Raw genomic sequence first — 25,420 nt, 5'->3', positions numbered from 1 at the left:
GCAAAGACGGAGGCGACGCAACTGTGAACCCAGTCATGGAAGCCGCGGTGCTGGAGCTGGCGCGCACGGTCACCGGCGTGGCCGACCTGACCGCGACCGACTCCCTGCACCGCGACGGTGCCGCGGACCGGGTCGGGCAGGCGGTGCGCACGGTGTTCGCCGCCGACCTCACCGACGAGCAGATCCGCGCCGCGGACACGGTGGCCGACCTGGCCGCCGCGATCGAGGCCAACCGCGCCACCCCCGCGCAGCCCACGCTGCGCGCCGGCCTGGCGCCGCGGCCGGCCGGCGGCGCGCCCGCGTCGTCCGGGCAGAGCGGGATCTGGTTGGCGGACCAGTACTCCGACACGTCCACCGCCTACAACGGGCCGTTCTACGTGAGGGTGCCCGAGGTCCTCGACCCGGCCGCGCTGCGCGAGGCGGTCCGGCGGGTGGCCGTGCGGCACGAGGTCCTGCGCACCACGCTGCAGCTGCACGAGGGCGTGTTGACGCAGGTGGTGTCGCCGGAGGCCGATTTCGCCTACCAGGTGCGGAGTTACCGTACGAACGACGAGCTGGTTGCCATCGCCACCGAACTCGCCCGCACCCGGCTCGACCTCGCCACCGGCCCCGTGATGTCGGTCGTGTGCGCCGCCAAGGACGACGGCAGCGAGACCGCCGTCGTGTGCAACATCCACCACGCCGCCTCCGACGCCGCCTCGGCCGGGGTGTTCCTGACCGACCTGTTCGCCCGCTACGACGAGGTCGTCGCCGGGGCTCCCGGCGACGACGGCCGGGACCGGCCCCAGTACGCCGATTTCGCGTACTGGCAGCAATTACGCGCCGCCGACCCGGCGCTGCTGGACCACTGGCAGCGCAAGCTCGGCGACGAGCTGCCCGCGCTGGACCTGCCGCTGGACCGCCCCCGCCCGGCCAACCGCACCTTCGCCGGCGACGTGCTGCCGTTCACCGTGCCCGCGCCGCTGGTCCGCGAGCTGGAGGCGCTGGGCGCGGCGCAGGGCGTGTCCCTGTTCATGATCGCCCACGCCGCCTACGCCGTTCTGCTGAGCCGGTACAGCGGCCAGGACACGGTGGCGGTCGGCACGCCGGTGTCGCTGCGCGACGTCGCCGAGGCCGAGGACCTGATCGGCTACCTGGTCAACATGGTCGTGCTGCGTCACCAGGTGGACGACGCGATGACCGTGCGGGAGCTGCTGCACGCCGTGCGGGCCGAGACCGGCGAGGCGATGCGACACAAGTGGACGCCGTTCGAGAAGGTCGTGGAGAGGGTGCGGCCCCGGCGCGGGGGCGGCTACTCGCCGCTGATCCAGACCATGCTCGTGCTCACGCCGCCCGGTTCCGCGCACATCGAGCGCGGCGGTCGTCGGCTGCGCATCGAACGCGATCTGGGGCACGGCGCCAAGTACGACGTCTCGCTCGTGCTGCAGCCCGGTGACGACGGCGAGCTGTGCGCGGTGTTCGAGTACGACACCGACCTGTTCGACGCCGACACCGTGCGCGGCATGGGGGAGCGCCTCGTGCACGTGCTGGCGGAGTTCACGCGCCGGCCGGAGGCCCCGCTGGGGGAGCTGCGGCTGCTGTCGCCCGAAGAGGAGCGCGAGCAGCTTTCCCGTGAGGACCGCGTGGCGGCGCGCTCCGCGCCGAGACCGGTGTCGGAGCTGTTCGAGGAGCGCGTCACCGCCACCCCGGACGCCGTCGCCGTGGAATTCGACGGCGTCCACACCACCTATCGTGACCTCAACGTCCGGGCCAACCAGCTCGCGCACGCGCTGCGCTCGCGCGGCATCGGCGTGGGTGACCGCGTGGGGCTGTGCCTGCCGCGCTCGGTGAACGCCATCGCGGCACTGCTGGGCACGGTGAAGGCCGGCGCCGCGTACGTGCCGATCGACCCCTCCTATCCGAGCGAGCGCGTCACCGACATGCTGTCCGACGCCGGTGTTCGGCTGGTCGTCACCGACGCCGACACCGACCTGCCGCTGGGCGTGGACCGGCTGGTGCCCACCGACCTGTCGGTGTGGCCGGGCAACGACCTCGGCCGGGTGAAGCGGCCCGAGGACGACATCTACGTCGTCTACACCTCCGGCTCCACCGGCCGCCCCAAGGGCGTGGTCATCCACGACGAGACCATCGCCAACCTGGTCGAGGTGCAGGACCAGGTGTCCCCGGTCGGCGCCACCGGCCGCACGCTGCAGTACATGTCGCTGTCGTTCGACGTGTCGGTGATGGAGATCCTCGGCACGCTGTGCGCGGGCGGCACGCTGGTGCTCATCGCCGAGGAGGTCCGCAAGGACCTGCACGCGCTCGCAGAGTTCCTGCGCGACAACGACATCCAGCGCGTCTACCTGCCGTACGTGGCGTTACAGGGGCTCGCGGCGATCGCCGTGGACGCCGGCATCCGCATCCCCGGGCTGCGCGAGGTGGCGTCCGTCGGCGAGCAGTTGGCGGTCTCCCCGCAGATCCGCGCCTTCTTCACCGCCCACCCCGACGCGCGGCTGCTCAACATGTACGGCCCGTCCGAGACGCACCTCGCCACCTGGCAGGAGGTCGCGGGCGACCCGGCCGAGTGGCCGGAGGCGCCCGGCATCGGCGTGGGCATCCCGGGCCTGCGGCTGCTCGTGCTGGACAAGCGCGACGCCGTCGTGCCGCCGGGAGTGCCGGGCGAGCTGTGCATCGGCGGCCCGCTGCTGTCGCCCGGGTATCACGACCGTGAATCGGAAACCGCTTACCGATTCCGGCCGGACCCGTTCCACCCGGGCGAAACCCTCTACCACACGGGCGATCTGGTCCGGCAGACGCGCGAGGGCCTGAAATACCTCGGCCGCATCGACGACCAGATCAAGATCCGTGGCTACCGCGTGGAGCCGGCCGAGGTCGAAGCGGCCATCGACGCGCTGGAACTGGTCGAGGCGGCGGCGGTGATCGCCGTCGACATCGCGCCCGGCGACCGTCGCCTGGTGGCGTTCGTGGTCGGCGGCCCGGCCGACACCGGCGCCGTCCGCCGCGCGCTGGCCGGCGTGCTGCCCGACCACATGGTGCCCGCGCACATCGTGCCGATGGAACAACTGCCGCTCTCGCCCGCCGGCAAGGTGGACCGCAAGGCGCTACGCGCCGGCTTCACCCTCGCCGACACCGTCGAGACGCCGTCGGAGCCGCCGGCCACGCCGATGGAACGGTCGGTCGCCCGGCACTGGGCGGAGCTGCTCGGCCGTGACGGCATCGGCCGGCACGACGACTTCTTCGCCGTCGGCGGCCACTCCATCATGGCCACCGAGCTGGTCTACCGGCTGCGGCGCGAGCACGACGCCGACATCCCGCTGCGGATGCTGCTGGACAACCCGACCATCGCCGGCATGGCCGAGCGCCTGGAGTCCGGCTCGACCGCCGTGCCGACGCTGGACCTGCCCGCGCAGGTCACGCTCCCGGACGGCTTCGCCGTGCACGGCACGCCCGTGCCCGACGACGAGGTCACCGACGTGCTGCTGACCGGCGCCACCGGCTTCCTCGGCGCGTTCCTGCTGCGTGACCTGCTGACCACCACCAACTGGCGGGTGCACTGCCTGGTCCGCGCCGACGACGCCGACCACGGCTGGCGGCGCATCCTCGACACCGCCCGTGGCTACGGCATCGAGCAGGCGCTGGACCCGACCCGGGTCGTCGCCGTGCCCGGCGACCTCGCCGCCGAGGACATGGGCGTCGCGGACGTCGACGCCCTCGCCGACACCGTGCAGGTCGTCTTCCACGCCGCGGCGCACATCAACTTCGTGCTGCCGTACGCCTCCGTGCAGGCGACGAACGTGGCCGGCACCCGCCGCATCGTCGAGTTCGCGGCCCGCGGCCGGGTCAAGCCGCTGCACCACATGTCCACCATCGCCGTGTTCTCTCCCGCGGAGCCGGCCGGTGTGCTCACCGAGGAGTCCACGCCCTGCGCCCCCGAGGCGCTCGGCATCGGCTACACCCAGACGAAGTGGGTGGCGGAGCGGATCGTGGCCGCCGCCCGGGACCGGGGCCTGCCCGCGACCGTCTACCGCATCGGCCGCATCTCCGGCGACAGCGTCACCGGCGCCTGCCAGGCCGACGACTTCCTGTGGCGGCAGGTGAAGACCTTCATCCAGCTCGCCGCCGCCCCTCCCGGCGACACCATGACCACGGACCTGTTGCCGGTGGACTTCGTCGCCCGCGCGGTGGTGGCGCTGTCCCGCGAACCGGCCGCCAACGGCCGCACGCTGCACCTGTTCCACCCGCGCGGCGCCGACTTCGACACCGTCTACGAGGGCATTCGCGCCTGCGGCTACCCCGTGCGGGTCGTGCCGACCGACCAGTGGTGGGCGCTGCTGGAGGAGTCCGCGGCCGCGCCCGGCGGCAACGCGCTGGCCGCCACCGTGCCCCTGTTCCGCGAGGGCGCGCTGGAGCTGGGCGACAACACCTACCGCAACGAGGCCACCGAGGGCCTGCTGCGCCGGCTGGGGCTGCCGTTCCCGGCCGTCAACGCGGCGGCGGTGTCCCGGCTCGTCCGCTTCTTCGAAAGCGTCGGCGAGCTGGCCGAGGCCGCCGTACCCGTCGGCTGACCCACCCGTCACCACCAATCCGTCCCGTCCCGAGGGACTCGGAGGAACCAGCATGACGACGACGATGCGTGACGCGCGCGTCGACCGCCTGCTCGGCGACGCGCTCGCCGCGGCCCGGCGGCCCGCGCGGCAGCAACCCCAGTGGTGCGACGCCGGTCGGCTCGCCGAGGCCCGCACCAGGCTGTCCATCGCCGAGCCGATCGTCGGCGACGACACCGTGCGGCAGCTGGCCGGCCTGCTGGCCCGCGCCGCCGACGGCGAGTTCTGCGTGCTGCAGGCCGGCGACTGCGCCGAGGACCCGGCCGAGTGCGGCCTCGACGACATCCGCCCCAAGGTCGAGCTGCTGGACCTGCTCGCCGACATCATGCGGGTCGGCGCCGACGCGTCCGTGCTGACCGTCGGCCGGATCGCCGGCCAGTACGCCAAACCGCGCTCCTCCGACCACGAGGTGCGCGACGGCGTGCGGCTGCCGGTCTATCGCGGCTCGATCGTCAACGGCCCCGCCCCGTCGCCCACCGCACGCCGGGCCGACCCGGAGCGGATGCTGCTGGGCCACGTCTCGGCCCGCCGCGCCGTGGCGGCCATCGACACCCTCGGTCGCGGCGCGGGCTGTGAGCCGGAGCGTCGCGTGTGGACCAGCCACGAGGCGCTGCTGCTGGACTACGAGGTGCCGCAGGTGCGTCCGACCACCGACGGTCGGGTGTACCTGGCCAGCACGCACTGGCCGTGGATCGGCGAGCGCACGCGCCAGGTCGACGGCGCGCACGTGCGGCTGCTGTCCCTTGTGGACAACCCGGTCGGCTGCAAGGTCGGGCCCACCATGACCGTGGACGAGCTGCTGGAGCTGTGCGCCGTGCTGGACCCGCACCGCACCCCCGGCCGGCTCACGCTGATCTCCCGCTTCGGCGCGGCCCACATCGACCGCCTCGGGCCGCTGGTGCGGGCCGTGCGCCGCGCCGGCCACCCGGTGCTGTGGATGTGCGATCCCATGCACGGCAACACGATCGTCGGCGACCACGGCCTCAAGACCCGACGCCTGCACGACGTGATGGCCGAGATCAACCGGTTCGTCGCGGTCGTCGGCGCCAACGGCGGCACCTCGGCCGGCCTGCACCTGGAGGCCTCGGCCGCCGACGTGTCCGAGTGCGAGGGTGCGGGCGTCGTCGTGCAGCGCGGCGAGCACTACCGCACGCTGTGCGACCCTCGGCTGAACACCACGCAGGCGGTCGCCGCCGTCGCGCACTGGCATCGCGAGCGGATGGCGGTGGCGGCGTGAGTGCCTCCCTGCCCGGCCTGCCCGAGCACGGCCCGTTCGCGCTGCTGCACCGCCCCGGCAGCGGCAACCCGAACGTGGTCGAGGTGCTGGCCGGCCCGGTGCATCGCGCCGACCTGCTGGCCGACCTCGACCTGGACGGCCGGGCGGCGCGCGCCGGCGACGGGCCCGCCGCGCTGGTGCTGCTGCCGTACCGGCAGATCGCCGAGCGCGGCTACCCGTGCCCGGACGACGGCGAGCCGCTGCTGCTGATGGACGTCCACAGCCACCACAAGGTGCCGGTCGAGCAGGCGCTGGCCGCCCTGCCCGGCACGGTGCCGCCGCTGGACGGGATCGGCTTCGACATCGGCGACCTGGACTACGGGCGGCTCGTGCGGCGCGTGCAGCGCACCGAGATCGAGGCCGGCGAGGGCTCGAACTTCGTGCTGTCGCGCAGCCTGCGCGGCCGGTTCCGCGAGTTCGACCGGGACGCCGCGCTGGCGGTGTTCCGGGGCCTGCTCGCCGACGAGTGCGGCGCGCACTGGACGTTCCTGGTGCACACCGGCGACCGCTACCTGGTCGGCAGCCCGCCGGAGCTGCACGTCGGTGTGCACGGCGACGAGGTGGCGATGAACCCGATCAGCGGCACCTACCGGCTGCGGGCCGACGGCACCGACCGGCAGGGCCTGCTGGATTTCCTGCACGACACCAAGGAGATCGACGAGCTGTACATGGTCGTCGACGAGGAGCTGAAGATGATGGCCGCGCTGTGCGACCGCGACCTGGTCGCCCGCGGGCCGTCGCTGACGTGGATGACGCACGTCGCGCACACCGGCTACCACCTCACCGGCCGCTCCTCGCGGACGCTGGCGGAAGTGTTGCGCGGCAGCATGTTCGCGCCGACCGTCACCGGCAGCCCGATGCGGAACGCGTGCCGTGCCATCGCCCACCACGAGCCGAACGGCCGCGGCTACTACGCCGGCGCGATCGCCCTCGTCGGCGCCGAGAACGGACAGCGTGCCCTGGACTCGGCGATCCTGATCCGCACCGCCGACATCACCACCGACGGCTCGGTGCGGCTCACCGCCGGCGCGACGATCGTGCGCCACTCCGACCCGGAGGGCGAGGCCGCGGAGACCGCGGCGAAGGCGGCGGGCATGCTGCGGGCGATGACCGGTGGCCGCCGTGCCGACCAGGACAGCGTGCCGATGGACGGCGCCGTCGTGCACGCGCTGCACGAACGCAACGAGGGCGTGTCGACGTTCTGGCGTTCCGCCGCTGCGCAGCGCGTCGCGGATCCGACGCTGCAGGGCGTGCGGGTGGTCGTCGTGGATGCCGAGGACGACTTCAGCGCCATGCTGGCGTACCAACTCCGGGCGCTGGGCTGTGCGGTGAGGATCGAGCCGTGGCGGCAGGCCAGCACCGACGGCGACGAGATCCTGGTGCTGGGCCCCGGACCGGGCGCGCCCGACGACCGGGACAACCCGAAGATGGCCGTGCTGCGGGAACTCGCGGCCGACGCGCTGCTGCGGCACCGCCCGCTGATCGCCGTGTGCCTCGGCCACCAGATCGTCTGCGACCTGCTCGGGCTGCCGCTGATCCAGCTGCCGCACTCGAACCAGGGCCGCCGCGCCCGGGTCCGGCTGCACGGCCGTGAGCAGTGGCTGGGCTTCTACAACAGCTACGTCGCCGGCGACGGCCCCATCACGACGGCGCAGATCACCCGGGACCCCGACGGACACGTGCTCGCGCTGACCGCCCCCGGGCTGGCCACCGCGCAGTTCCACGCCGAGTCGTTCCTCACCGAGGACAGCCCGACGATCCTGCGCACCCTGCTCCGCGACGCCCTGACCACCAGCCACGTGAAGGGAGACCAGGTCCATGAGCACGCCTAGCACGGCCGTGCGGGTGCCGGCCGGCGCACTGCGCCGGTTCCTGGGCAACTTCCCGACCGGCGTCACCGTCGTGACCTGCCGCCGCGGCGACGTCGTGCACGGCGCCACCGTGAACGCCTTCACCTCGGTGTCGCTGGACCCACCGCTGATCCTCACCGCGCTCAACCGGAACAGCCGCGCCTGCGCCCACCTGACCGACGGCGCGTTCGTGGTGAACGTGCTCGGCGAGGCGCAGCGCGACGTGGCCATGCACTTCGCCGGCCGGCCGATGGCCGATCCCGTGCCGTGGCTGGACGAACACGGCGACCACCCGCGGCTGGCGGGCGCGGTCGGCCACCTGTTCTGCCGCGTGTGGCGCAACTACGACGGCGGCGACCACGTGCTGCACGTGGCCGAGGTGACCGACCTGGCGCTGCGCGGCGGGCGGCCGCTGCTGTTCCACCGGGGTGAGTTCCCCCGCCTGGCCGACGGCGACCCGGTCTGGTCGCTGTCGCTGGACGGGCACGCGCCCCAGTTCACGACCATCCGCTGACGGAAGGAGACACCGCATGAGCACCGAGCAGCGTGTGACCCGACCGCTGACCGGCGACGAGTACCTGGAGAGCATCCGCGACGGCCGCGAGGTGTGGGCCTACGGCGAACGCGTCGACGACGTCACCAAGCACCCTGCGTTCCGCAACACCGCCCGCATGATGGCCCGCCTGTACGACGCGCTGCACGACCCGGAGCACCACGACACGCTCACCGTGCCCACCGACACCGGCAGCGACGGCTACACGCACAGCTTCTTCCGCGTGCCCCGCAGCGTCGACGACCTGGTGCACGACCGGGACGCCATCGCCCGCTGGGCCCGGCTGTCCTACGGCTGGCTGGGCCGCAGCCCCGACTACAAGGCCAGCTTCCTGGCCACCCTCGGCGCGAACCCCGACTACTACGGCGAGTACGCCGACAACGCGCGCCGCTGGTACCAGCAGGCCCAGGAGCAGGTGCTGTTCTGGAACCACGCCGTGATCAATCCGCCGGTGGACCGGAACCGGCCGCCGGACGAGGTCGACGACATCTTCGTGCACGTGGAGGAGGAGCGCGACGACGGCCTGATCGTCAGCGGCGCCAAGGTGGTCGCCACCGGCTCCGCCCTGACCCACTTCAACTTCATCGCCCACTACGGACTGCCGGTGCGCAAGCGGGAGTACGCGCTGGTGGCCACCTTCCCGATGGACTCGCCCGGCCTGAAGCTGATCTGCCGCCAGTCCTACGAGATGGCCTCGCAGCGCATGGGCAGCCCCTTCGACCAGCCGCTGTCCAGCCGGCTGGACGAGAACGACACCATCTTCGTCCTGGACCGGGTGAAGATCCCCTGGGAGAACGTGTTCATCTACGGCGACACCGCCAAGGCCGGCACGTTCCTGACCAGCTCCGGCTTCACCCACCGGCTGACCTTCCACGGCGTCACCCGGCTCGGCGTCAAGCTGGACTTCCTGGCCGGCCTGCTGCTCAAGGGCCTGGAAGTGACCGGAACCAAGGACTTCCGCGGCGTGCAGACCCGGGTGGGGGAGGTGCTGGCCTGGCGCAACCTGTTCTGGGGCCTGGGCGACGCGATGGCCCGCACCCCCAACGAGTGGCACGACGGAGCCGTGCTGCCGAACCTGGACTACGGCATGGCCTACCGGTGGTTCATGACGCTGGGCTACCCGCGGGTGCGGGAGATCATCATGCAGGACCTCAGCAGCGCCCTGATCTACCTCAACTCGCACGCCCGCGACTTCCAGGAGCCGGAGCTGCGGCCGTACCTGGACCGCTTCATGCGCGGCTCCAACGGCTACGACGCGGTGTCGCGGGCCAAGCTGATGAAGCTGATCTGGGACTCCGTGGGCACCGAGTTCGCGGGCCGGCACGAGCTGTACGAGCGCAACTACTCCGGCAACCACGAGAACGTGCGCATCGAGCTGCTGCTGGCGCAGACCGCCTCCGGCCAGGTCGACGCCTACCGCGGCTTCGCCGAGGAATGCATGGCCGAGTACGACCTGGACGGGTGGACCGCGCCGGACCTGGTCAACCCGGGCCGGCCATGACCGCCACGGTGGTGTGCGGGCGGCTCGCGAGCCGCCCGCACACCGGGTCAGCCGGTGACCAGCGCCAGCGCGAACCCGTCGTGGCCCTTGGCCCCCACGGTCTGCAGGTAGGTCGCCGTGACCCGCGGCTCGTGCCGCAGGCCCTCCAGGAACCGGCGCACCCCCTGCACCCCGCGGTCGGGGTGGTCCGCGTCGGCGACGGCGCCGCCCTGCACCACGTTGTCCACGACGATCAGCGAGCCGGGGCGGGTCAGCTTCAGCGCCCACTCGAAGTACTCGGGGATGTCGGGCTTGTTGGCGTCGACGAACACCAGGTCGAACGGCGCGGCCGGGTCGGCGGTGAGCTCGGGCAGGATGTCCAGCGCCCGGCCCACCCGCTGGCGCACCCGGTCGCCGACGCCGGCGGCCGCGAGGTGGTGGCCGGCGGTCTCGGCGAAGGAGCGCTCGTACTCCAGCGTGACCAGGGTGCCGTCCGGCGGCAGCGCACGGGCCAGCCAGATCGTGCTGTACCCGCCGAAGGTGCCGATCTCCAGGATGGTCCGGGCCCCGCGCACGAGTGCGAGCAGGTGCAGGAACTTGCCCTGGTTCGGCGACACCGCGATGTCGGGCAACTCGAAGCCGACATTGGCCTGCGCCGCCTGGTCCAGCGCCGCGTCGGACTCGACGAGAAGCGGGTTGACGTAATCATCCACTGCGTGCCAATTCTTCTGCTCCATGGCTCCTGATTTTACGGAGGAAATCGTCGGAAGCCAAGCGTGAGCCACAATTGAAGTCAACCGATCAAGCGGGCAAACCTGCAGCTCGCGGGCACAAACGCGCCCATTTCTGACGTGCACAAGTGATTGCCGAAAAATGACCGAAGATTGTTGACCGCGACGCCGGACGCCTGCTTAGCTCCCATTGCTGGGGCATATTTCCGACACCCGAAGGGGAATTGCCATGACCCGATCGATGACATCGCCGGAGACCCTTCCCGCCGCGCCGCCGCCCGCGCCCCTGCTGCACCACGTCGGCATCCAGACCCGGGACCTGGCCAACTGCGTCGCCTGGTATCGGGACTTCTTCGGCTGCGCCGAGAAATGGAGCCTGGCCGAGTTCTCCGAGCTGACCCACAGCCGGCTGCCCGGCATCCGGCGGCTGACCGAGGTCAAGGTCGGCGACCTGCGCTTCCACCTGTTCGACCGGGACGAGGACCGGCCCGACCTGCCCGGCGGCAACAAGACCCAGTTCCAGCACGTGTGCCTGGCCGTCGGCTCGCCCGAGGACCTCAGGGCCTGGCGGGACCGGTGGCTGGCGCTGTACGAGTCCGGCCGCTACCACTTCGCCACCGACGAGCCGCCGACCGACATCGTCACCGACGCCGACGGCGTGCAGAGCTGCTACGTCATGGACGTCAACGGCCTGGAGTTCGAGCTGACCTACGTGCCCGGCGGTGACCGGTGAGCCCCGCCACCGCCGTGCTGGCCGACCTGCCGGCGCGCAGCGGCTGGGACTTCGGCGACTTCCCGTACGGGCTGGAGCCGCTGGTGCTGCCCGACCCGCTGCGTCAGGGGCAGCGCGGCGGCCCGCCGGGCCGGGACTTCGACGCCGACTCGGCCGAGCTGCTGCGGGAGCTGGGCGCGCTGCCGCCGTGCCGGCGCAACGCCCCGCCGCTGGCCGACGCCGACCACGCGCAGCAGGTGTTCTGGTTCCGCTGGATCACCGGCCACCAGGCGACGTTCGCGGTGTGGCAGTGCCTGGCCCGCACCCTCAACGACGCGCTGGCCGAGCCGGACCGGCGCCAGCACGTCGAGGTGATGTCGCAGCTGGTCGGCGCGTACACCGCGATGCTGCTCTACACCGGCTCCTGCCCCAACGAGCTGTACCACGAGGTCATCCGACCCAGCATGTACCTGCAGCACCGCGGCTTCAGCGGCGCGTGGGCGCCGGACTTCGGCCCGGTGCGGCGGCTGCTGCGCGGGCGCGAGTTCCCCTGGTCCGACACCCCGCAGGGCGAGGAACTGGCCCAGCAGGTGCGCGCCTACCACGACGTGCACATGGGAGTGGCGGCCCGGCTCGTGCCCGGCGGAAGGTCGCTGCTGCAGGAAACCGCCGCGCAGACCCGCCTGCTGCACCCCGAGATGCGAGCCGTCGTCTACGACAACTACTTCCTGACGCTGCGCGCCCCGGTCGGCAACGCCGAGGTGATCCGGCAGCTGGTGCGCCGCCTCAAGGCCATCGCGCTCGACGTCACCGAGAACGGCCTCTACCCGGGCCGCGACGCCGACTCGCCCGAGCTCCCGCCGGAACTGCGCACGCCTTCGGTGGTGGCCCGGGAACGCACCTTCACCGACACCGTCACCGGACTGGCCGCGCTGGTCACCGGCGCCGCCTGACCGAGAGCCTGGGGAGCCGACTGTGCGACACGGAGTGCTGATCCTGCCCGAGCACCGCTGGCAGGACGCGCGGCGCCGATGGGTCCGCGCCGAGCAGTACGGATTCGACCACGCCTGGACCTACGACCAGCTGATGTGGCGGTGGCTGCGGGACAAGCCGTGGTTCGGCACCGTGCCGACGCTGACCGCGGCCGCCGCCGCGACCGAGCGCATCAAGCTGGGCACGATGGTGGCCACCCCCACCTACCGCCACCCGGTGCCGTTCGCCAAGGACGTCATGACGCTGGACGACATCAGCGGCGGCCGGTTCGTGTGCGGGCTGGGGGCCGGCGCCGGCGCGGTGGACGACCTCGTGGTCGACAGCACCGTGCGCACGTCCCGGGAGCGGGCCGACCGCTTCGCGGAGTTCGTCGCACTGACGGACCTGTTGCTGCGCCAGCACGTGACGTCGTACCTGGGGGAGCACTACAGCGCCGACGAGGTGTGGATGAGCCCCGGCTGCGTGCAGACGCCACGCACCCCGTTCGCCATCGCCGCCACCGGGCCACGCGGCATGCGCCTGGCCGCGAAGTACGCCCAGACCTGGATCACCGCGGGCCCGCCGGCCACCTTCGACGCCCACCCGTACGAGCAGGTGCTGCCCGAGATCGCCGCCCAGGTGCGCGCCGCCGAGGACGCGTGCGTGGCGGTCGGCCGCGATCCGGCGACGCTACGACGGCTGCTGCTCACCGGCGCCGCGGTCGGCGGCGTGCTGGCGTCGGTCGAGTCCTGGCGCGACGCCGCCGGCCGGTTCGCCGAGGTAGGCGTCACCGACCTCGTCGTGCACTGGCCGCGCGCCGACTTCCCTTATGCGGGCGACGAAAGCGTGTTGGCCGACATCGCCTGCGACCTGACGGGAGCACACGCATGATCGCCTACCACCTGGTCGACATGTTCGCCGACGGCCCGCTGACCGGCTGCGCGCTCGCCGTCGTGCCCGACGCCGAACACCTCGACGACGAGACCATGGCCGCGATCGCCCGGGAGCTCGGCACCTCGGAGACGGCGTTCGTGCTGCCGCCGACCCTGCCGGAGGCCACGCACCGCGTGCGAATCTTCACGCCCCAAGGCGAATCACCGTTCGGCGGCCACTCCGCGGTCGGCACCGCCTGCACTCTCGTGCGCCTGGGGCGGCTGGCCCCCGGTCGGCTCGTGCAGGAGTGCGGGGAACGCGTGCTGCCCGTCGACGCCGACGCCGAGCACGCCACCCTCACCGCCAGCCGGCCGTTGGACACGACCAGGTTCGACGCCACGTCGCTGGCCGAAGCGTGCTCGGTGCCGCCGCACGGGCTCGCCGCCACCGCCGGCTTCGGCCCGGCCTTCCACCTGATGCCCATCGACCCGGACGCCCTCGCAGTGGCCGCGCTGCGCCCCGAACACCCCGTGTGGCGCACGGAGAAGGACCTGTTCGTGTTCGCGTGGCATCCCGAAGAACGCACCGCCCACGCCCGCATGTTCGCCCCCGGCTACGGCATGCCCGAGGACCCCGCCTGCGCCTCCGCGGCGCTCGCGCTCGGCGCGTGGCTGGTGGACAACGGCCTGCTGCCCGCCGACACCGGCTGCCACGAATACCGTGTGCGCCAGGGCATCGAGCTGCGGCGACCGTCCACTCTGCACGGACAGGTGCACGTCGCCGACGGCCGCGTCGTCTCCGCGACGGTCACCGGCGCCGTGCTGCCGGCCGCCAGCGGCCACCTGACCGTCCCCGAACCGGCCCGCCTCTAGCGCACAGAAGGGAAGCACCGTGTTGACACGACCCGAGCTCCGCGGCACCCAGGCCGCGGTGTCCGCCACCCACTGGCTGGCCTCGGCGGCCGGGATGGCCATGTTCGACCTCGGCGGCAACGCCTTCGACGCGGCCACCGCCGCCGCGTTCGTCATCCAGGTCGTCGAGCCCCACCTCAACGGCCCCGCCGGCGACGTCCCGATCATGGTGCACCGCGCCGGCTCGGAGAGCGTCGAGGTGGTGTGCGGGCAGGGGCCGATGCCGCTGCGCGCCACCCCGGCCGAGTTCCGCTCCCGCGGGCTGGACGTGGTGCCCGGCTCCGGCCTGCTGTCGGCGTGCGTTCCGGGCGCGTTCGGCGCGTGGCTGCGGCTGCTGCGCGACTACGGCCGGCTGGCGCTGGCCGACGTGCTCGCGCCGGCCGTGCACTACGCCGAGCACGGCTACCCGGTGCTGCCCAAGGCCGCCGAGATGATCGGCTCGCTGGCCGAGCTGTTCCGCGACGAGTGGGCCGAGTCCGGCCGCACCTATCTGATCAACGGCGCGGTGCCCGCGCCCGGCCAGCGGCTGCGCAACCCCGCCCTGGCCGCCACCTTCCGTCGGCTGCTGGCCGAGTCGCAGGCCGCGGGCGGCACCCGCGAGCACCGCATCGACGCCGCGCACCGCGCGTTCTACGAGGGCTTCGTCGCCGAGGCCATCGACCAGTTCGCCGGCACCGCCGAGATGGTCGACTCGACCGGCCGCCGCAACGGCGGCCTGCTCACCGGCGCCGACCTCGCCCGCTGGCAGCCGACCGTGGAGGACTCGGTGTGGCTGGACTACCGGGGGCTGACCGTGCACAAGCCCGGCCCGTGGTCGCAGGGCCCGGTGTTCCTGCAGCAGCTCGCCCTGCTGGAGGGCTACGACCTGGCCGCCATGGGCGCCGGCAGCGCCGAGCACCTGCACACCGTGGTCGAGTGCGCCAAGCTCGCGTTCGCCGACCGCGAGGCCTGGTACGGCGACCCGAACCACGCCGAGGTGCCGCTCAAGGCGCTGCTGGACCGCGGCTACGCCGAGGAGCGCCGGGCGCTGATCGGCGAGTCGGCCTCCGGCACACTGCGCCCCGGCTCGCCGGACGGCCGCGAGCCGTTCATCCCGCCCGTGCTCGACGTGACCGTGCCGCCGGACGAGCCGTCCTGGTTGGCCCAGCTCGACGACGGCGTGCCGGCCGTGGTGCGCCGGACCGCCGCCAACGGCGACACCTGCTGCGTGACGGCCACCGACGCCGAGGGCAACATGGTCGCCGCCACGCCCAGCGGCGGCTGGCTCAAGAGCTCGCCCGTGGTGCCCGGCCTGGGCTTCCCGCTCGGCACGCGCGGCCAGATGGCGTGGCTGGTCGACGGCCACCCCAACACGCTGGCCCCGGACAAGCGCCCGCGCACCACCCTCAGCCCGACCATCGCGCTGCGTGACGGCCAGCCGTACCTGGCCTTCGGCACGCCCGGCGGCGACCAGCAGGACCAGTGGACGCTGGGTTTCTTCCTCAACCACGTCGAGTTCGGCATGAGCCCGCAGCAGGCGGTGGAGGCGACCGCCTTCCACACCGACCACGTGCCCTCGTCCTTCACCCCGCGCAAGGCCCGGCCGCTCGCGCTGGTCACCGAGGCCGGGCGGGACGAGGCCGTGCTGGCCGAGCTGCGCCGCCGCGGCCACCAGGTGGTCGAGGTCGAGCCGAACACGCTGGGCAAGGTGTGTGTCACGGGCCGTGCCGGCGACGACCTGGTGCTGGCCGCGGCCAGTCCGCGCGGTCAGCAGGCGTATGCCATCGCCCGGTGAATCAAGTCGGCCTGAACCGGGTATCCCTGCACCTGGTCAGGCCGGTTCGAATGGACAACACGTCCACCCTATGATTTCCTGACGGAAATCATCCGAGTTGAGGAGGGTGAGATGAGCAGTCGGGACGGGGCCCGCGCCGGCGGGCACATCGAGGTGGGCAACGCCCGGGAGAACAACCTCAAGAACGTCTCCCTGCGCATCCCCAAGGGGGAGCTCACCGTGTTCGCCGGCGTGTCGGGCTCCGGCAAGTCCTCCGTCGTGTTCGGCACCATCGCCGTGGAGTCGCAGCGCCAGCTCAACGAGTCCTTCCCGGCGTTCATCCGCAACCGGCTGCCCCGCTACGAGCGGCCGGACGCCGAGGTGATGGAGAACCTGTCCACGGCGATCGTGGTCGACCAGAAGCCGGTCGGCGGCAACTCCCGCTCCACCGTCGGCACCATGACCGACATCTACTCGGTGCTGCGGGTGCTGTTCTCCCGGCACGGCAAGCCGACCGCCGGCCCGTCCACGTCGTTCTCGTTCAACGACCCCAACGGCATGTGCCCGGAGTGCGAGGGCCTCGGCCGCACCGTGCGGCTGGACCTGGACAAGCTCATCGACGAGTCCAAGAGCCTCAACGAGGGCGCGATCCGGCACCCGTCGTTCGCCAAGGGCACCTTCCAGTGGCAGCTCTACGCCGAGTCCGGCCTGTTCGACCCGGACCTGCCGATCGGCAAGTTCAGCCAGGAAGACCGGGAGAAGCTGCTGCACGGCAGCGGGTTCAAGGTCGACCGCAGCGGCCGCAACGGCGTCTACAAGAACGAGTACGAGGGCGTCGTGCTGCGCTTCACCCGGCGCTACCTGAAGAAGGGCCTGGACGCGCTCAACGAACGCGACCGGGCGGCCGTGGACGAGGTGGTCAGCGAGGGGCCGTGCCCGGTCTGCCACGGCGGCCGGCTGAACAAGAAGGCGCTCGCGTCCAAGATCAAGGGCTACTCCATCGCCGACCTGACCCGGCTGGAGGTGGACGAGCTGATCGACGTGCTCGCCGACCTGGACGTGCCGGCGGCCAAGCCGATCGTCGGCGCCGCCCTGGCCGCGCTGCGCCGGGTGTCCGACATCGGCCTGGGCTACCTCAGCCTGGACCGCGAGACACCCACCCTGTCCGGCGGTGAGAGCCAGCGCCTCAAGACCGTGCGGCACCTGGGCAGCAGCCTGACCGACCTGACGTTCATCTTCGACGAGCCCAGCGTCGGCCTGCACCCCCGGGACGTGCACCGGCTCAACGAGCTGCTGCTCGCGCTGCGCGACAAGGGCAACACCGTGCTGGTCGTCGAGCACGACCGGGACGTGCTGCGCATTGCCGACCACGTGGTGGAGATGGGCCCGGGCGCCGGCACCGAGGGCGGCGAGGTCGTCTTCGAGGGCACCGTCGCCCAGCTGCGCAAGGCCGGCACCGCCACCGGCCGCGCGCTGCGCTCCGTGCCCGGCCTCAAGGACACTTTCCGCATGCCCACCGGCAAGCTGCCGATCCGCCACGCCCGCGTGCACAACCTGCAGGACGTCTCCGTGGACATCCCCACCGGCGTGCTCACCACCGTCACCGGCGTCGCCGGCTCGGGCAAGAGCACGCTGGTGTCCACGGTGCTGCCGCGCCAGCACCCCGACGTGGTGATCGTCGACCAGTCGGCGATCGGCATCTCGCTGCGCTCGGTGCCGGCCACCTACCTGGATGTCATGGACCCGATCCGGGCGATGTTCGCGGCGGCCACCGGCCAGGACGCGGGGCTGTTCAGCTTCAACTCCGCCGGCGCCTGCCCCAACTGCAAGGGCCGCGGCATCATCCAGACCGACCTGGCCTACCTCGACCCCGTCACCACGACGTGCGAGGAGTGCGGCGGCAAGCGGTACCGGCCGGAGGCCCTCGCGCACACCGTCGGCGACCGCACCATCGCCGACGTGCTGGCCATGACCACCGACGACGCGCTGCGGTTCTTCACCGAGCCCGACATCAAGCAGCGGCTCGCGCTGCTGTCCGAGGTCGGCCTCGGCTACCTGACGCTGGGGCAGCCGCTGTCCACCCTGTCCGGCGGCGAGCGCCAGCGCCTCAAGCTGGCCACCCGGCTACGCGAGACCGGCACCGTGTACGTGCTGGACGAGCCCACCACCGGCCTGCACATGTCCGACGTGGGGCGGCTGCTGGCGCTGATGGACCGGCTGGTCGACGCGGGCAACACGGTCATCGCCATCGAGCACGACCTCGACGTCGTCCGGCACTCCGACTGGATCATCGACATGGGCCCCGAGGCCGGTCGCCACGGCGGCCGGGTCGTGTTCGAGGGAACACCGCGGGACCTGTTGCGGGCCAAGAACTCGCACACCGCGCGGTGTCTGGCCGGGGATCTGGAGGAGTACTCCCGCCGGGAGGCGGAATGACTGAGGAGCTGGTGCCGATCGGGCAGGTCGCCGAGTGGTTCCAGATGCGTGTCTCGGCGCTGCGGTACTACGAGGACGAGGGCCTGCTGACCACCCAGCGGCGCAACGGCCGCCGCCACTTCACCCCGGCCGACCTGCGCCGGTTGACGCTCGTGCGGACCTACATCGAGGGGGCGATGCTCAGCCTCGACGACGTGCGGGCGCTCGTCGCCGCCGCACCGGCCGCCCGGCGGCTGGCCGAGCAGCGCCTCACCGAGCTCCGCGCGCACGTCGACAGCACCTGCGCCGCCCTGCGCCTGCTGCGCCACCACATCGACCATTCCGAGCCGGACCAGCTGTCCTGCCCGGAATGCGACCGCGAACTGCGGCTGCGGGTCTCCACGCTGACCCGGTCGCACGCCTGTTGAAGGGGGAGTAGCCATGCCACAGATCCAGGTGACCCTGCTCAAGGGTCGCCCGCAGGAGGAGATCACCGCGCTGGGCAAGGCCCTGACCGAGGCCGCCGCGTCGGCCCTGGCCGTCGCACCGGAGGTGGTGCGGGTGAGCGTCGTCGAATGCGAGCCCACCAACTGGTTCGTCGGCGGCGAGTCGATGGCGCAGCGGAGGGGAACCGGTCATGCGTGAGCCGACTCAGGCGCAGGTGCGCCGCGAACTCGACGAGGGGCTGCCCGGCTTCACGCCGCCCCGCAGCGTCGTCGTGGTCGGCGCCGGGCTCGCCGGGCTGGCCACCGCGTACGAACTGAGCCGCCGCGGCTGCGAGGTCACCGTGCTGGAGGCCGCCGACCGTCCCGGCGGCCGCGCGTACACGCTGCGGCAGCCCTTCGCCGACGGCATGCACGTCGAGGCCGGCGCGATGACCATCACCCCGCACTGCCACTACGTGCACCACTACGCCCGCGAGCTGGGCGTGGAGATGGACGTCGCCGACCTCGTGGACAGCCAGTTCGCCTACTTCATGCGCGGCGGCTTCTTCGGACCGGACCGGGACTCCATCGCCGGCTGCGACCTGCCGCTGACCGAGGAGGAGCGGCACCTCGACGTGCCCGGCATGATCAAGCGGTACGTGACGTCGCTGGCCGACGAGCTGCAGCCCGACATCGCCGCCGCCGAGTGGCACTGCACGCCTCGCCTCGCACCGTACGACGAGCAGTCCGTGTACGAGGTTCTGCGCGCCCGTGGCGCCTCGCCGGCGGCGATCGACCTGATGGAGCCGCTGTTCCTGGAGATGCGCGGCGGCGACCTCAAGTCCGCCTCCGCGCTGGCGTGGCTGCGGCACGAGGCCAGCCCGCACTCGCTCTCCCACGCCGACCACCGCTGGTCCAAGATCCGCGGCGGCACCGACCGGCTGCCGTACGCCTTCGCCGAGCGGCTGCGCGACCGCATCCACTACCGCAAGCCGGTCGTCCGCATCAGCCAGTCCGACGACGACGTCGAGGTCACCTTCCTCGCCCACGGCCGGCTCCAGACCATCCGGGCCGAGCACGTGGTCGTCACCGTGCCGTTCAGCGCGATCCGGCACATCGACCTCGGCGAGGCCCGGCTGCGCGCCGACAAGATCGACGTCATGCGGCGGCTCAAGTACTCGTCCATCGTGCGCATCTACCTGCAGGTCCGCCGCCAGTTCTGGGCCGGCAGCGCCGTCAGCTACTCCACGGACCTGCCCGTGCGGTGGCTGCGTGACGCCACCCCGCACGGGCCCGGCCCGCGCAAGATCCTCGAGTGCCTGCTCACCGGCTGGCGCGCCCGGGCCGTCGCCGCCATGACCGCCGAGGAGCGCGTCGACTTCGCCATCGACCAGGTGGAGACGGTGCTGCCCGGCACCCGCGAGCACTTCGAGCTCGGCACCTCCGTGGTGTGGGACCAACAGCCGCACATCGAGGGGTCGTACATCCTTCCCGAGGTCGGCCACGAGCGGCTCATGCCGGTCATCCGCCGGCCCGAGGGCCGGGTGCACTTCGCCGGTGAGCACGCCGGCTTCGAACCCAACGGCGGCTCCATGACCTTCGCCCTGGAGTCAGCCGCCCGCACCGTGGTGGAGCTGGGCCAACCGGTCTGACCGGTTCACTTCTCCGCTGTTTGGAGCAGGTCGCGGAGGGTTTGGCGGAGGGCCTCGTCGTCGCCGGCCTGGTCGAGCCGGTGGGCCAGGGCGGCGCGCAGGTCCATTACGCGCTGCTCCGCGGCCTGCTTGGCGGCGGCCTCCCGGTCGAGTTCCTGGCGCAGGCTGCTCAGTTGCTGGTGCAGCGGCGCCAGGGACTCGGCGTACGTCTGGCTGGCGCGGGCGAGCTGTCCGGTGAGGTCGTCGATCCGTGCCTCGGCGGCCGCCGTCGCCGCCTGCGCCTGCTTGCGGAACTCGTCGGCCTGCGCCTGGATGCGCTCGTCGTGCCGGCTGGCCAGCGACGCCTGGAGTTCCTGCATCGCCTGCAGGTGGTCGACGCGGAGCTGCTCGCGTTGCCGCGCCGACTCCTGCCGTTCGCGTTCCAGCACCTGCTGCAGGTCGGCGACGCGGTCCTGGGACTGCGCCACCTTGTCCAGCGCCTCCTGCTTGGTCCGCACCGCCTCGTCTCGGACCTGCTCGGCGGCACGCTGATCGGCTAGCGCCTGGTCACGGGCCGCCAACGCCTCCGCCGCCAGCCGCTCGGCGGCGTCCTTCACCGCGAGGGCGTCGGCAGCCTGCTCACGCGCCTCGGCGGCCTCCGCCAGCGCGCGGTCCCGTTCCGCCATGGCCCGATCGGCCTCCGCCCGGGCCTCACTCTGCTGGTTCTCGGCCGCTTCCTTGGCCGCGAGCGCGTCAGCGGCCTCGCCGGTGACACGGTCACTCAGCTCGCCCACGACCGACCGCAACGGATCCAGCGCCGCCAGCACGGTCGTCAGGCTGCCATCGAGGGCCCCCAGATCCAGCGGCGTCATCGGCTGGTCCGGGCCGTACAGGTGCACCCAGATCTCGCGCTGCTCGTCCAGCATCGCGCAGGTGATCACCTTGGCGCCCCAGTTCCCGTACCGCTCCGGGTCCGCAGGGCAGTAGGGCGTCGGCCGACCGCCACGCGGCGACAGTTCCGGCAGCGGTCGCCCGCAGTACGCGCACTGCGCCCCCATGCCCGCCGTCAACGCCCGCAGCGTCGCCTCGCGCCGTTCGTCCCGCGTCCCCCGCCGCGCCGGAGGGGAGAGGTGCCGTTCACCAGCATCAACGCTCACATTGGAGACCCTACAGCAATAGGTTTCAGAACTGAAACTGCGTGGTTCGACTTATCAAACCCAAACCATACGACCGGGCGGGGTGAGGTGACTTATATGGATAAGCAAGATTATTGATATGAACTACGAACAGGCCTTTGCGGCGGGGCTGAAGGCCGTCACCAGGCCCGCGATCGTCACGGTGACGAAACTGGAGGGCGCGGAAGAGGTCGGGCGAAGGAGTCGGAGAGCGGGTCGCCGTATGGTCGTGATGTCGTACGTCAACGGCGGACGGCGAGGTGCGCACCCACTGTCGAATACGCAACCTCACCAGTCGGCATGACCGACCTTCGCCTTCTGGAGTCGCTCGACCGGTTTGCGGTCGCGCGGCGTGGGGGCCATCCGCGCCGCGCGCCCGTCGGTTCTCTACGCTAGAACGCCGCAGTACGGTCTTCGCTGCGTTGGTCGGCCACCTGGTGCCCGGTGTAGATGCCCCCGCGCGACTTACGACGCCAGGGACGCGCGTAGACCACTGATTCGGCAGCGGCCTCGGACCGGTCGTCGAGGTCCACGACCGCGACCGACGGTGACCCGTCTGCGGGGCATCGCCCAAGCCAATCACCGTTGGGGGCGATGACCCCGGACGGCGCGGTGGCGCCGTGCTGCGTCGGCACCGAGAAGCTGACCCAGTAGCTGTTGCTCGCGGCGTGCCCTTGAGCCTGAACGGCGGCGTTGCCCGGGGAGACTCCGGTCGTGGAGAACAGGACGCAGTCGACGTCCAGCGTCTCGTACTCGGCGAACAGTTCCGGGTAGTGGATCTCTATGCCGAGCAGGCAGCCGAAGCGCATACCCTGCAGGTCGAAGGTCACCGGTGCGAGACCCGGCGAGTACATGTACGAGACCTTCGTGTTCGACAGCAGGCGCTCGTCGTATCGCGTGACAACCTCGCCGCGATCGGAGAGGACGTAGAGACTGTTGTGCGGGCGGTTGGGCTCGGTCAAGCGGTGCACCGCGGCGATCACCGTCCACAGCCGCAACTCGCGTGCCAGCTCGGCGATCGCAGCCAACTCCGCTTGCGCGACCGCCCACTGGTACCGGTCCCAGTCCGCCGGCCCGACCGTGTCCGGGCCGTCGACGGACATGATGAGCTTGTTCGGAAAGCAGATCGCGCCTTCCGGGAAGTGCACGATCCTCGCGTCCCGGGCACTGGCCTCACGCATCAGTGCCCGGACCTGACGGCCGCTTTCGCGCAGCGCGTCCACATCTCGGGGGTCTTCGCGCGCGGGAGTCTGCGCGACGGCGAGCCGCACGCTCTTGAGGGTGTTCGCTTCCGGCATGACCTCTCCTGAGGGAGTCGGACGGAAGTGCCGGAGGGCAGATGTGTAGGACTCGCCGGTCTTGGCGGCACGAGCGCGCACCTGGCGCTTGAAGTTCCTGCGGGCTGTCATCGCGGCCTTCCACGCCTGGAGCGACGGTTCCCCGGCAACCTCGCCCGAGGCGATCGGGCTGCGACAGCGACCTGAGACCATGGTCCCTTTGCCTCCGATGGGAGACCGTGCCGGGGACGGTCGCAGGAGGTTCGGCGTAGGCCACGCGGGTTGTCATCCTGCCGTCGCCCACCGGCTCCGTCAACCTCCATGCCCGTGCGTCGGGTCGGGTGTGGACCGCCGGCGCACACCCGACCCGACGGTCTCAGCGGCGGCCGGCGAGCGAGGTGCGGCCCGCGTACTCGGCCTGCGAGCCCAGCTCCTGCTCGATGCGGATGAGCTGGTTGTACTTGGCGGTCCGGTCGGACCGGGACAGCGAGCCGGTCTTGATCTGGCCGCAGTTCACCGCCACCGCGAGGTCGGCGATGGTGGAGTCCTCGGTCTCACCCGAGCGGTGCGACATGACGACCGAGTAGCCGGCCTTGAAGGCGGTGTTCACGGTCAGCAGCGTCTCGGTGAGCGTGCCGATCTGGTTGACCTTGACCAGGATCGAGTTGGTGATGCCCAGGTCGATGCCCTTACGCAGCAGCTCGACGTTGGTGCAGTACAGGTCGTCGCCGACCAACTGGCAGCGGTCGCCGATGGCGTCGGTGATCTGCTTCCAGCCGTCGAAGTCGTCCTGCGCCATGGCGTCCTCGATGGACACGATGGGGAACCTGTCGACCAGTTCGGTCAGGTAGGCGACGTGCTCCTCCACGGAGCGCTTGCGGCCCTCGCCCTTGTAGTCGTACACGCCGTCGACGTAGAACTCCGACGCGGCCGGGTCGAGCAGCAGCGCGACGTCCTCGCCCGGGGTGTAGCCGGCCTTCTCGATCGCGCCGACGACGAACTCCAGCGCCTCGTCCGCCGAGTTCAGGTTCGGCGCGAAGCCGCCCTCGTCGCCGACGTTGGTGTTGTGACCGGCGTCGTGCAGCGTCTTGCGCAGGGTGTGGAACACCTCCGAGCCGACCCGCACCGCCTCCTCGAAGTTCTCCGCGCCGACCGGCGCGATCATGAACTCCTGGAAGTCGATGGCGTTGTCGGCGTGGGCGCCGCCGTTGATGATGTTCATCATCGGCATCGGCAGCACGTGCGCGAACACGCCGCCGACGTACCGGTACAGCGGCTGCCGGTGCGCGGCGGCGGCCGCCTTGGCCACGGCCAGCGAGACGCCGAGGGTGGCGTTGGCCCCCAGGCGACCCTTGTTCGGCGTGCCGTCCAGCTCGATCATGGTCCGGTCGACGACCGCCTGGTCCTCGGCGTCGAGGCCGCGCACGGCGTCGGCGATCTCGCCGTTCACCGCGTCGACCGCCTTGCGTACGCCCTTGCCGTGGTACCGGGACTTGTCGCCGTCCCGAAGCTCGACGGCCTCGTTGGTGCCGGTCGACGCGCCGGACGGCACCGCGGCACGGCCAAACGAGCCGTCCTCGAGCTGGACATCGACTTCGACGGTCGGATTGCCACGGCTGTCCAGGACCTGGCGTCCCACGGCGCGCACGATCGCGGTCATCTCACTCCTCAGGTGGGGGTGTATCGGTCAAGAACCATCTTGCCCGTACCCGGCGCACCGAGCCACCAAGATCATGCATCGAACGGCCGTCGCTCGGGCTTGGGCGAGTGGCTCCATGGCATCCGGTCGCGGAGCCACCCCAAAACCCGTTGGCGGACCACGGCGGCCACTGCTAGCTTTCCCGAGGCCGTGCGAGAGAACGAGGAGGTGGTACCCGTGAACGTATCGACATGGGTGCTCCCCTCTGGGGTCACGGTCGGGCGATAGGTCGTCCGGGAGCGCCGTTCGCGAGCACTCCCGAAAGGCACGACCGTGCGATTCACTTCCGAACAGCGCCTCGACGACAACGTCCTCGAACGCGAATTCACCCTCGGCGAGATCCCCGGCATCCTGTGGACGCCCGGAACCGCATCCGCACCGGCCCCGCTGATCCTGCTCGGCCACCCCGGCGGACTGTCCAAGATGTACCCCCGACTGGCGGCCCGGGCCCAGCACTCCGCGGCGCAGGGCTACGCCACGGCCACCATCGAGCTCCCCGGGAGCGGCGACCGGCCCCGTGACGCCGCCGCCGAGCAGGCCCGCGCCGACCTGCGCCGGGCGCTGGAAGCCGGCGACCCGGTCGACGACGAGATCGTCTGCCGGCTCATCCTCCCGCTGGTCGACAAGGCGGTCCCGGAATGGCAGGCCACCCTGGACGCCCTCCTGACGCTCCCCGAGATCGGCGGCCCGGTCGGGTACGCGGGAGGGGTGATCGGCATCGGCCTCCGGCTGGCGGTGGTCGAGCCGCGCATCTCGGCCGCCCTTCTGTTCGCCGGGAGTTTCGTGCCCCGCGCCATGCTCGAGGAGGCCCGGCAGGTCACCATTCCGCTGCTGGTCCTGCTGCAGTGGGACGACGAGGGAAACGACCGGCAGCTGGCCCTCGACCTGTTCGACGCCTTCGGTTCCAAGGAGAAGACGTTGCAGGCCAACATGGGCGGGCACACCGGCGTCCCGCTGTTCGCGGGGGAGGACGGGAACCGGTTCTTCGCCCGGCACCTGAAGTGAGGCCAGCCCGCCAGGCCGGCAGCAGGCGGTAGGAGCTGTCGACCAGGATGCCGCTCATCGAGACCAGGTCCCGGCCTC

The 25,420-nt window shown here is 71.8% G+C and carries 19 protein-coding genes; 15 read left to right on the top strand and 4 right to left on the bottom strand.

Translation table 11 applies throughout. The features are described from left to right. Positions 1 to 23: 23 nt before the first annotated feature. The 5 genes from BJ998_RS44710 to BJ998_RS44690 are packed head-to-tail and all read left to right on the top strand — an operon-like array spanning position 24 to position 9,784. On the top strand, positions 24 to 4,565 hold the full coding sequence (locus BJ998_RS44710) for a non-ribosomal peptide synthetase (protein WP_184870229.1): 4,542 nt from the start codon (positions 24 to 26) through the stop codon (positions 4,563 to 4,565). A 52-nt stretch (positions 4,566 to 4,617) separates the two neighbouring features. Continuing rightward, positions 4,618 to 5,841, top strand: coding sequence for a 3-deoxy-7-phosphoheptulonate synthase (locus tag BJ998_RS44705; protein ID WP_246490118.1), 1,224 nt, complete (start codon positions 4,618 to 4,620; stop codon positions 5,839 to 5,841). Next, positions 5,838 to 7,712: an anthranilate synthase family protein gene (locus BJ998_RS44700; RefSeq protein WP_184870228.1), complete on the top strand. Its 1,875-nt coding sequence runs from the start codon at positions 5,838 to 5,840 to the stop codon at positions 7,710 to 7,712. Before BJ998_RS44705 ends, BJ998_RS44700 begins: the two co-directional genes overlap by 4 nt. Next, positions 7,699 to 8,244 (top strand): flavin reductase family protein, encoded by a 546-nt coding sequence (locus BJ998_RS44695; protein WP_184870227.1) that lies wholly within the window; start codon positions 7,699 to 7,701, stop codon positions 8,242 to 8,244. Before BJ998_RS44700 ends, BJ998_RS44695 begins: the two co-directional genes overlap by 14 nt. Before the next feature lie 16 nt (positions 8,245 to 8,260). Beyond that, the gene (locus tag BJ998_RS44690; RefSeq protein WP_184870226.1) at positions 8,261 to 9,784 is read left to right on the top strand and encodes a 4-hydroxyphenylacetate 3-hydroxylase family protein; all 1,524 of its coding nucleotides are present in this window, start codon (positions 8,261 to 8,263) and stop codon (positions 9,782 to 9,784) included. A gap of 47 nt (positions 9,785 to 9,831) precedes the next feature. Here BJ998_RS44690 and BJ998_RS44685 read toward each other — a convergent pair whose 3' ends face one another. Then, positions 9,832 to 10,500: an O-methyltransferase gene (locus BJ998_RS44685; protein WP_184870225.1), complete on the bottom strand. Its 669-nt coding sequence runs from the start codon at positions 10,498 to 10,500 to the stop codon at positions 9,832 to 9,834. Positions 10,501 to 10,723: 223 nt separating this feature from the next. Here BJ998_RS44685 and BJ998_RS44680 point away from each other — a divergent pair, with 223 nt between their 5' ends. From BJ998_RS44680 to BJ998_RS44640, 9 genes are all read left to right on the top strand, one after another. After that, positions 10,724 to 11,227: a VOC family protein gene (locus BJ998_RS44680; RefSeq protein WP_246490117.1), complete on the top strand. Its 504-nt coding sequence runs from the start codon at positions 10,724 to 10,726 to the stop codon at positions 11,225 to 11,227. Then, on the top strand, positions 11,224 to 12,159 hold the full coding sequence (locus BJ998_RS44675; protein WP_184870224.1) for a 3-methyl-L-tyrosine peroxygenase-related protein: 936 nt from the start codon (positions 11,224 to 11,226) through the stop codon (positions 12,157 to 12,159). The genes BJ998_RS44680 and BJ998_RS44675 overlap by 4 nt, the downstream gene beginning before the upstream one ends. Before the next feature lie 22 nt (positions 12,160 to 12,181). After that, positions 12,182 to 13,069: an LLM class flavin-dependent oxidoreductase gene (locus tag BJ998_RS44670; RefSeq protein ID WP_184870223.1), complete on the top strand. Its 888-nt coding sequence runs from the start codon at positions 12,182 to 12,184 to the stop codon at positions 13,067 to 13,069. After that, a complete protein-coding gene (locus BJ998_RS44665; RefSeq protein WP_184870222.1) occupies positions 13,066 to 13,923 on the top strand; it encodes a PhzF family protein in 858 nt (285 codons plus the stop codon). The genes BJ998_RS44670 and BJ998_RS44665 overlap by 4 nt, the downstream gene beginning before the upstream one ends. A 19-nt stretch (positions 13,924 to 13,942) precedes the next feature. Continuing rightward, a complete protein-coding gene (locus BJ998_RS44660; protein WP_184870221.1) occupies positions 13,943 to 15,736 on the top strand; it encodes a gamma-glutamyltransferase family protein in 1,794 nt (597 codons plus the stop codon). Positions 15,737 to 15,847: 111 nt separating this feature from the next. Further along, a complete protein-coding gene (locus BJ998_RS44655; RefSeq protein ID WP_184870220.1) occupies positions 15,848 to 18,151 on the top strand; it encodes an ATP-binding cassette domain-containing protein in 2,304 nt (767 codons plus the stop codon). After that, positions 18,148 to 18,558 carry a MerR family transcriptional regulator gene (locus BJ998_RS44650; RefSeq protein ID WP_184870219.1) on the top strand — a complete coding sequence of 137 codons (411 nt, stop codon included), beginning with the start codon at positions 18,148 to 18,150 and terminating at the stop codon, positions 18,556 to 18,558. Before BJ998_RS44655 ends, BJ998_RS44650 begins: the two co-directional genes overlap by 4 nt. Before the next feature lie 13 nt (positions 18,559 to 18,571). Next, entirely contained in the window at positions 18,572 to 18,775 is a 204-nt protein-coding gene (locus BJ998_RS44645; protein ID WP_184870218.1) for a tautomerase family protein, read from the top strand. Next, positions 18,768 to 20,207 carry a flavin monoamine oxidase family protein gene (locus BJ998_RS44640; protein WP_184870217.1) on the top strand — a complete coding sequence of 480 codons (1,440 nt, stop codon included), beginning with the start codon at positions 18,768 to 18,770 and terminating at the stop codon, positions 20,205 to 20,207. Before BJ998_RS44645 ends, BJ998_RS44640 begins: the two co-directional genes overlap by 8 nt. Before the next feature lie 5 nt (positions 20,208 to 20,212). On the opposite strand, the gene BJ998_RS44635 is transcribed toward BJ998_RS44640, so the two are convergent. The 3 genes from BJ998_RS44635 to eno form a co-directional block, all read right to left on the bottom strand. Beyond that, the gene (locus BJ998_RS44635; RefSeq protein ID WP_312890687.1) at positions 20,213 to 21,343 is read right to left on the bottom strand and encodes a coiled-coil domain-containing protein; all 1,131 of its coding nucleotides are present in this window, start codon (positions 21,341 to 21,343) and stop codon (positions 20,213 to 20,215) included. Positions 21,344 to 21,753: 410 nt separating this feature from the next. Further along, on the bottom strand, positions 21,754 to 22,659 hold the full coding sequence (locus BJ998_RS44630) for a carbon-nitrogen hydrolase family protein (protein WP_246490116.1): 906 nt from the start codon (positions 22,657 to 22,659) through the stop codon (positions 21,754 to 21,756). Positions 22,660 to 23,014: 355 nt separating this feature from the next. Then, positions 23,015 to 24,298, bottom strand: coding sequence for a phosphopyruvate hydratase (gene eno, locus BJ998_RS44625; RefSeq protein WP_184870215.1), 1,284 nt, complete (start codon positions 24,296 to 24,298; stop codon positions 23,015 to 23,017). 312 nt (positions 24,299 to 24,610) lie between these two features. Here eno and BJ998_RS44620 point away from each other — a divergent pair, with 312 nt between their 5' ends. After that, complete coding sequence (locus tag BJ998_RS44620; protein ID WP_184870214.1) at positions 24,611 to 25,342, top strand: dienelactone hydrolase family protein; 732 nt, start codon at positions 24,611 to 24,613, stop codon at positions 25,340 to 25,342. Positions 25,343 to 25,420: the final 78 nt, after the last annotated feature.

The organism is Kutzneria kofuensis, assembly GCF_014203355.1.
GTDB lineage: Bacteria > Actinomycetota > Actinomycetes > Mycobacteriales > Pseudonocardiaceae > Kutzneria > Kutzneria kofuensis.
This window is presented reverse-complemented; position numbering and strand designations above follow the sequence as displayed.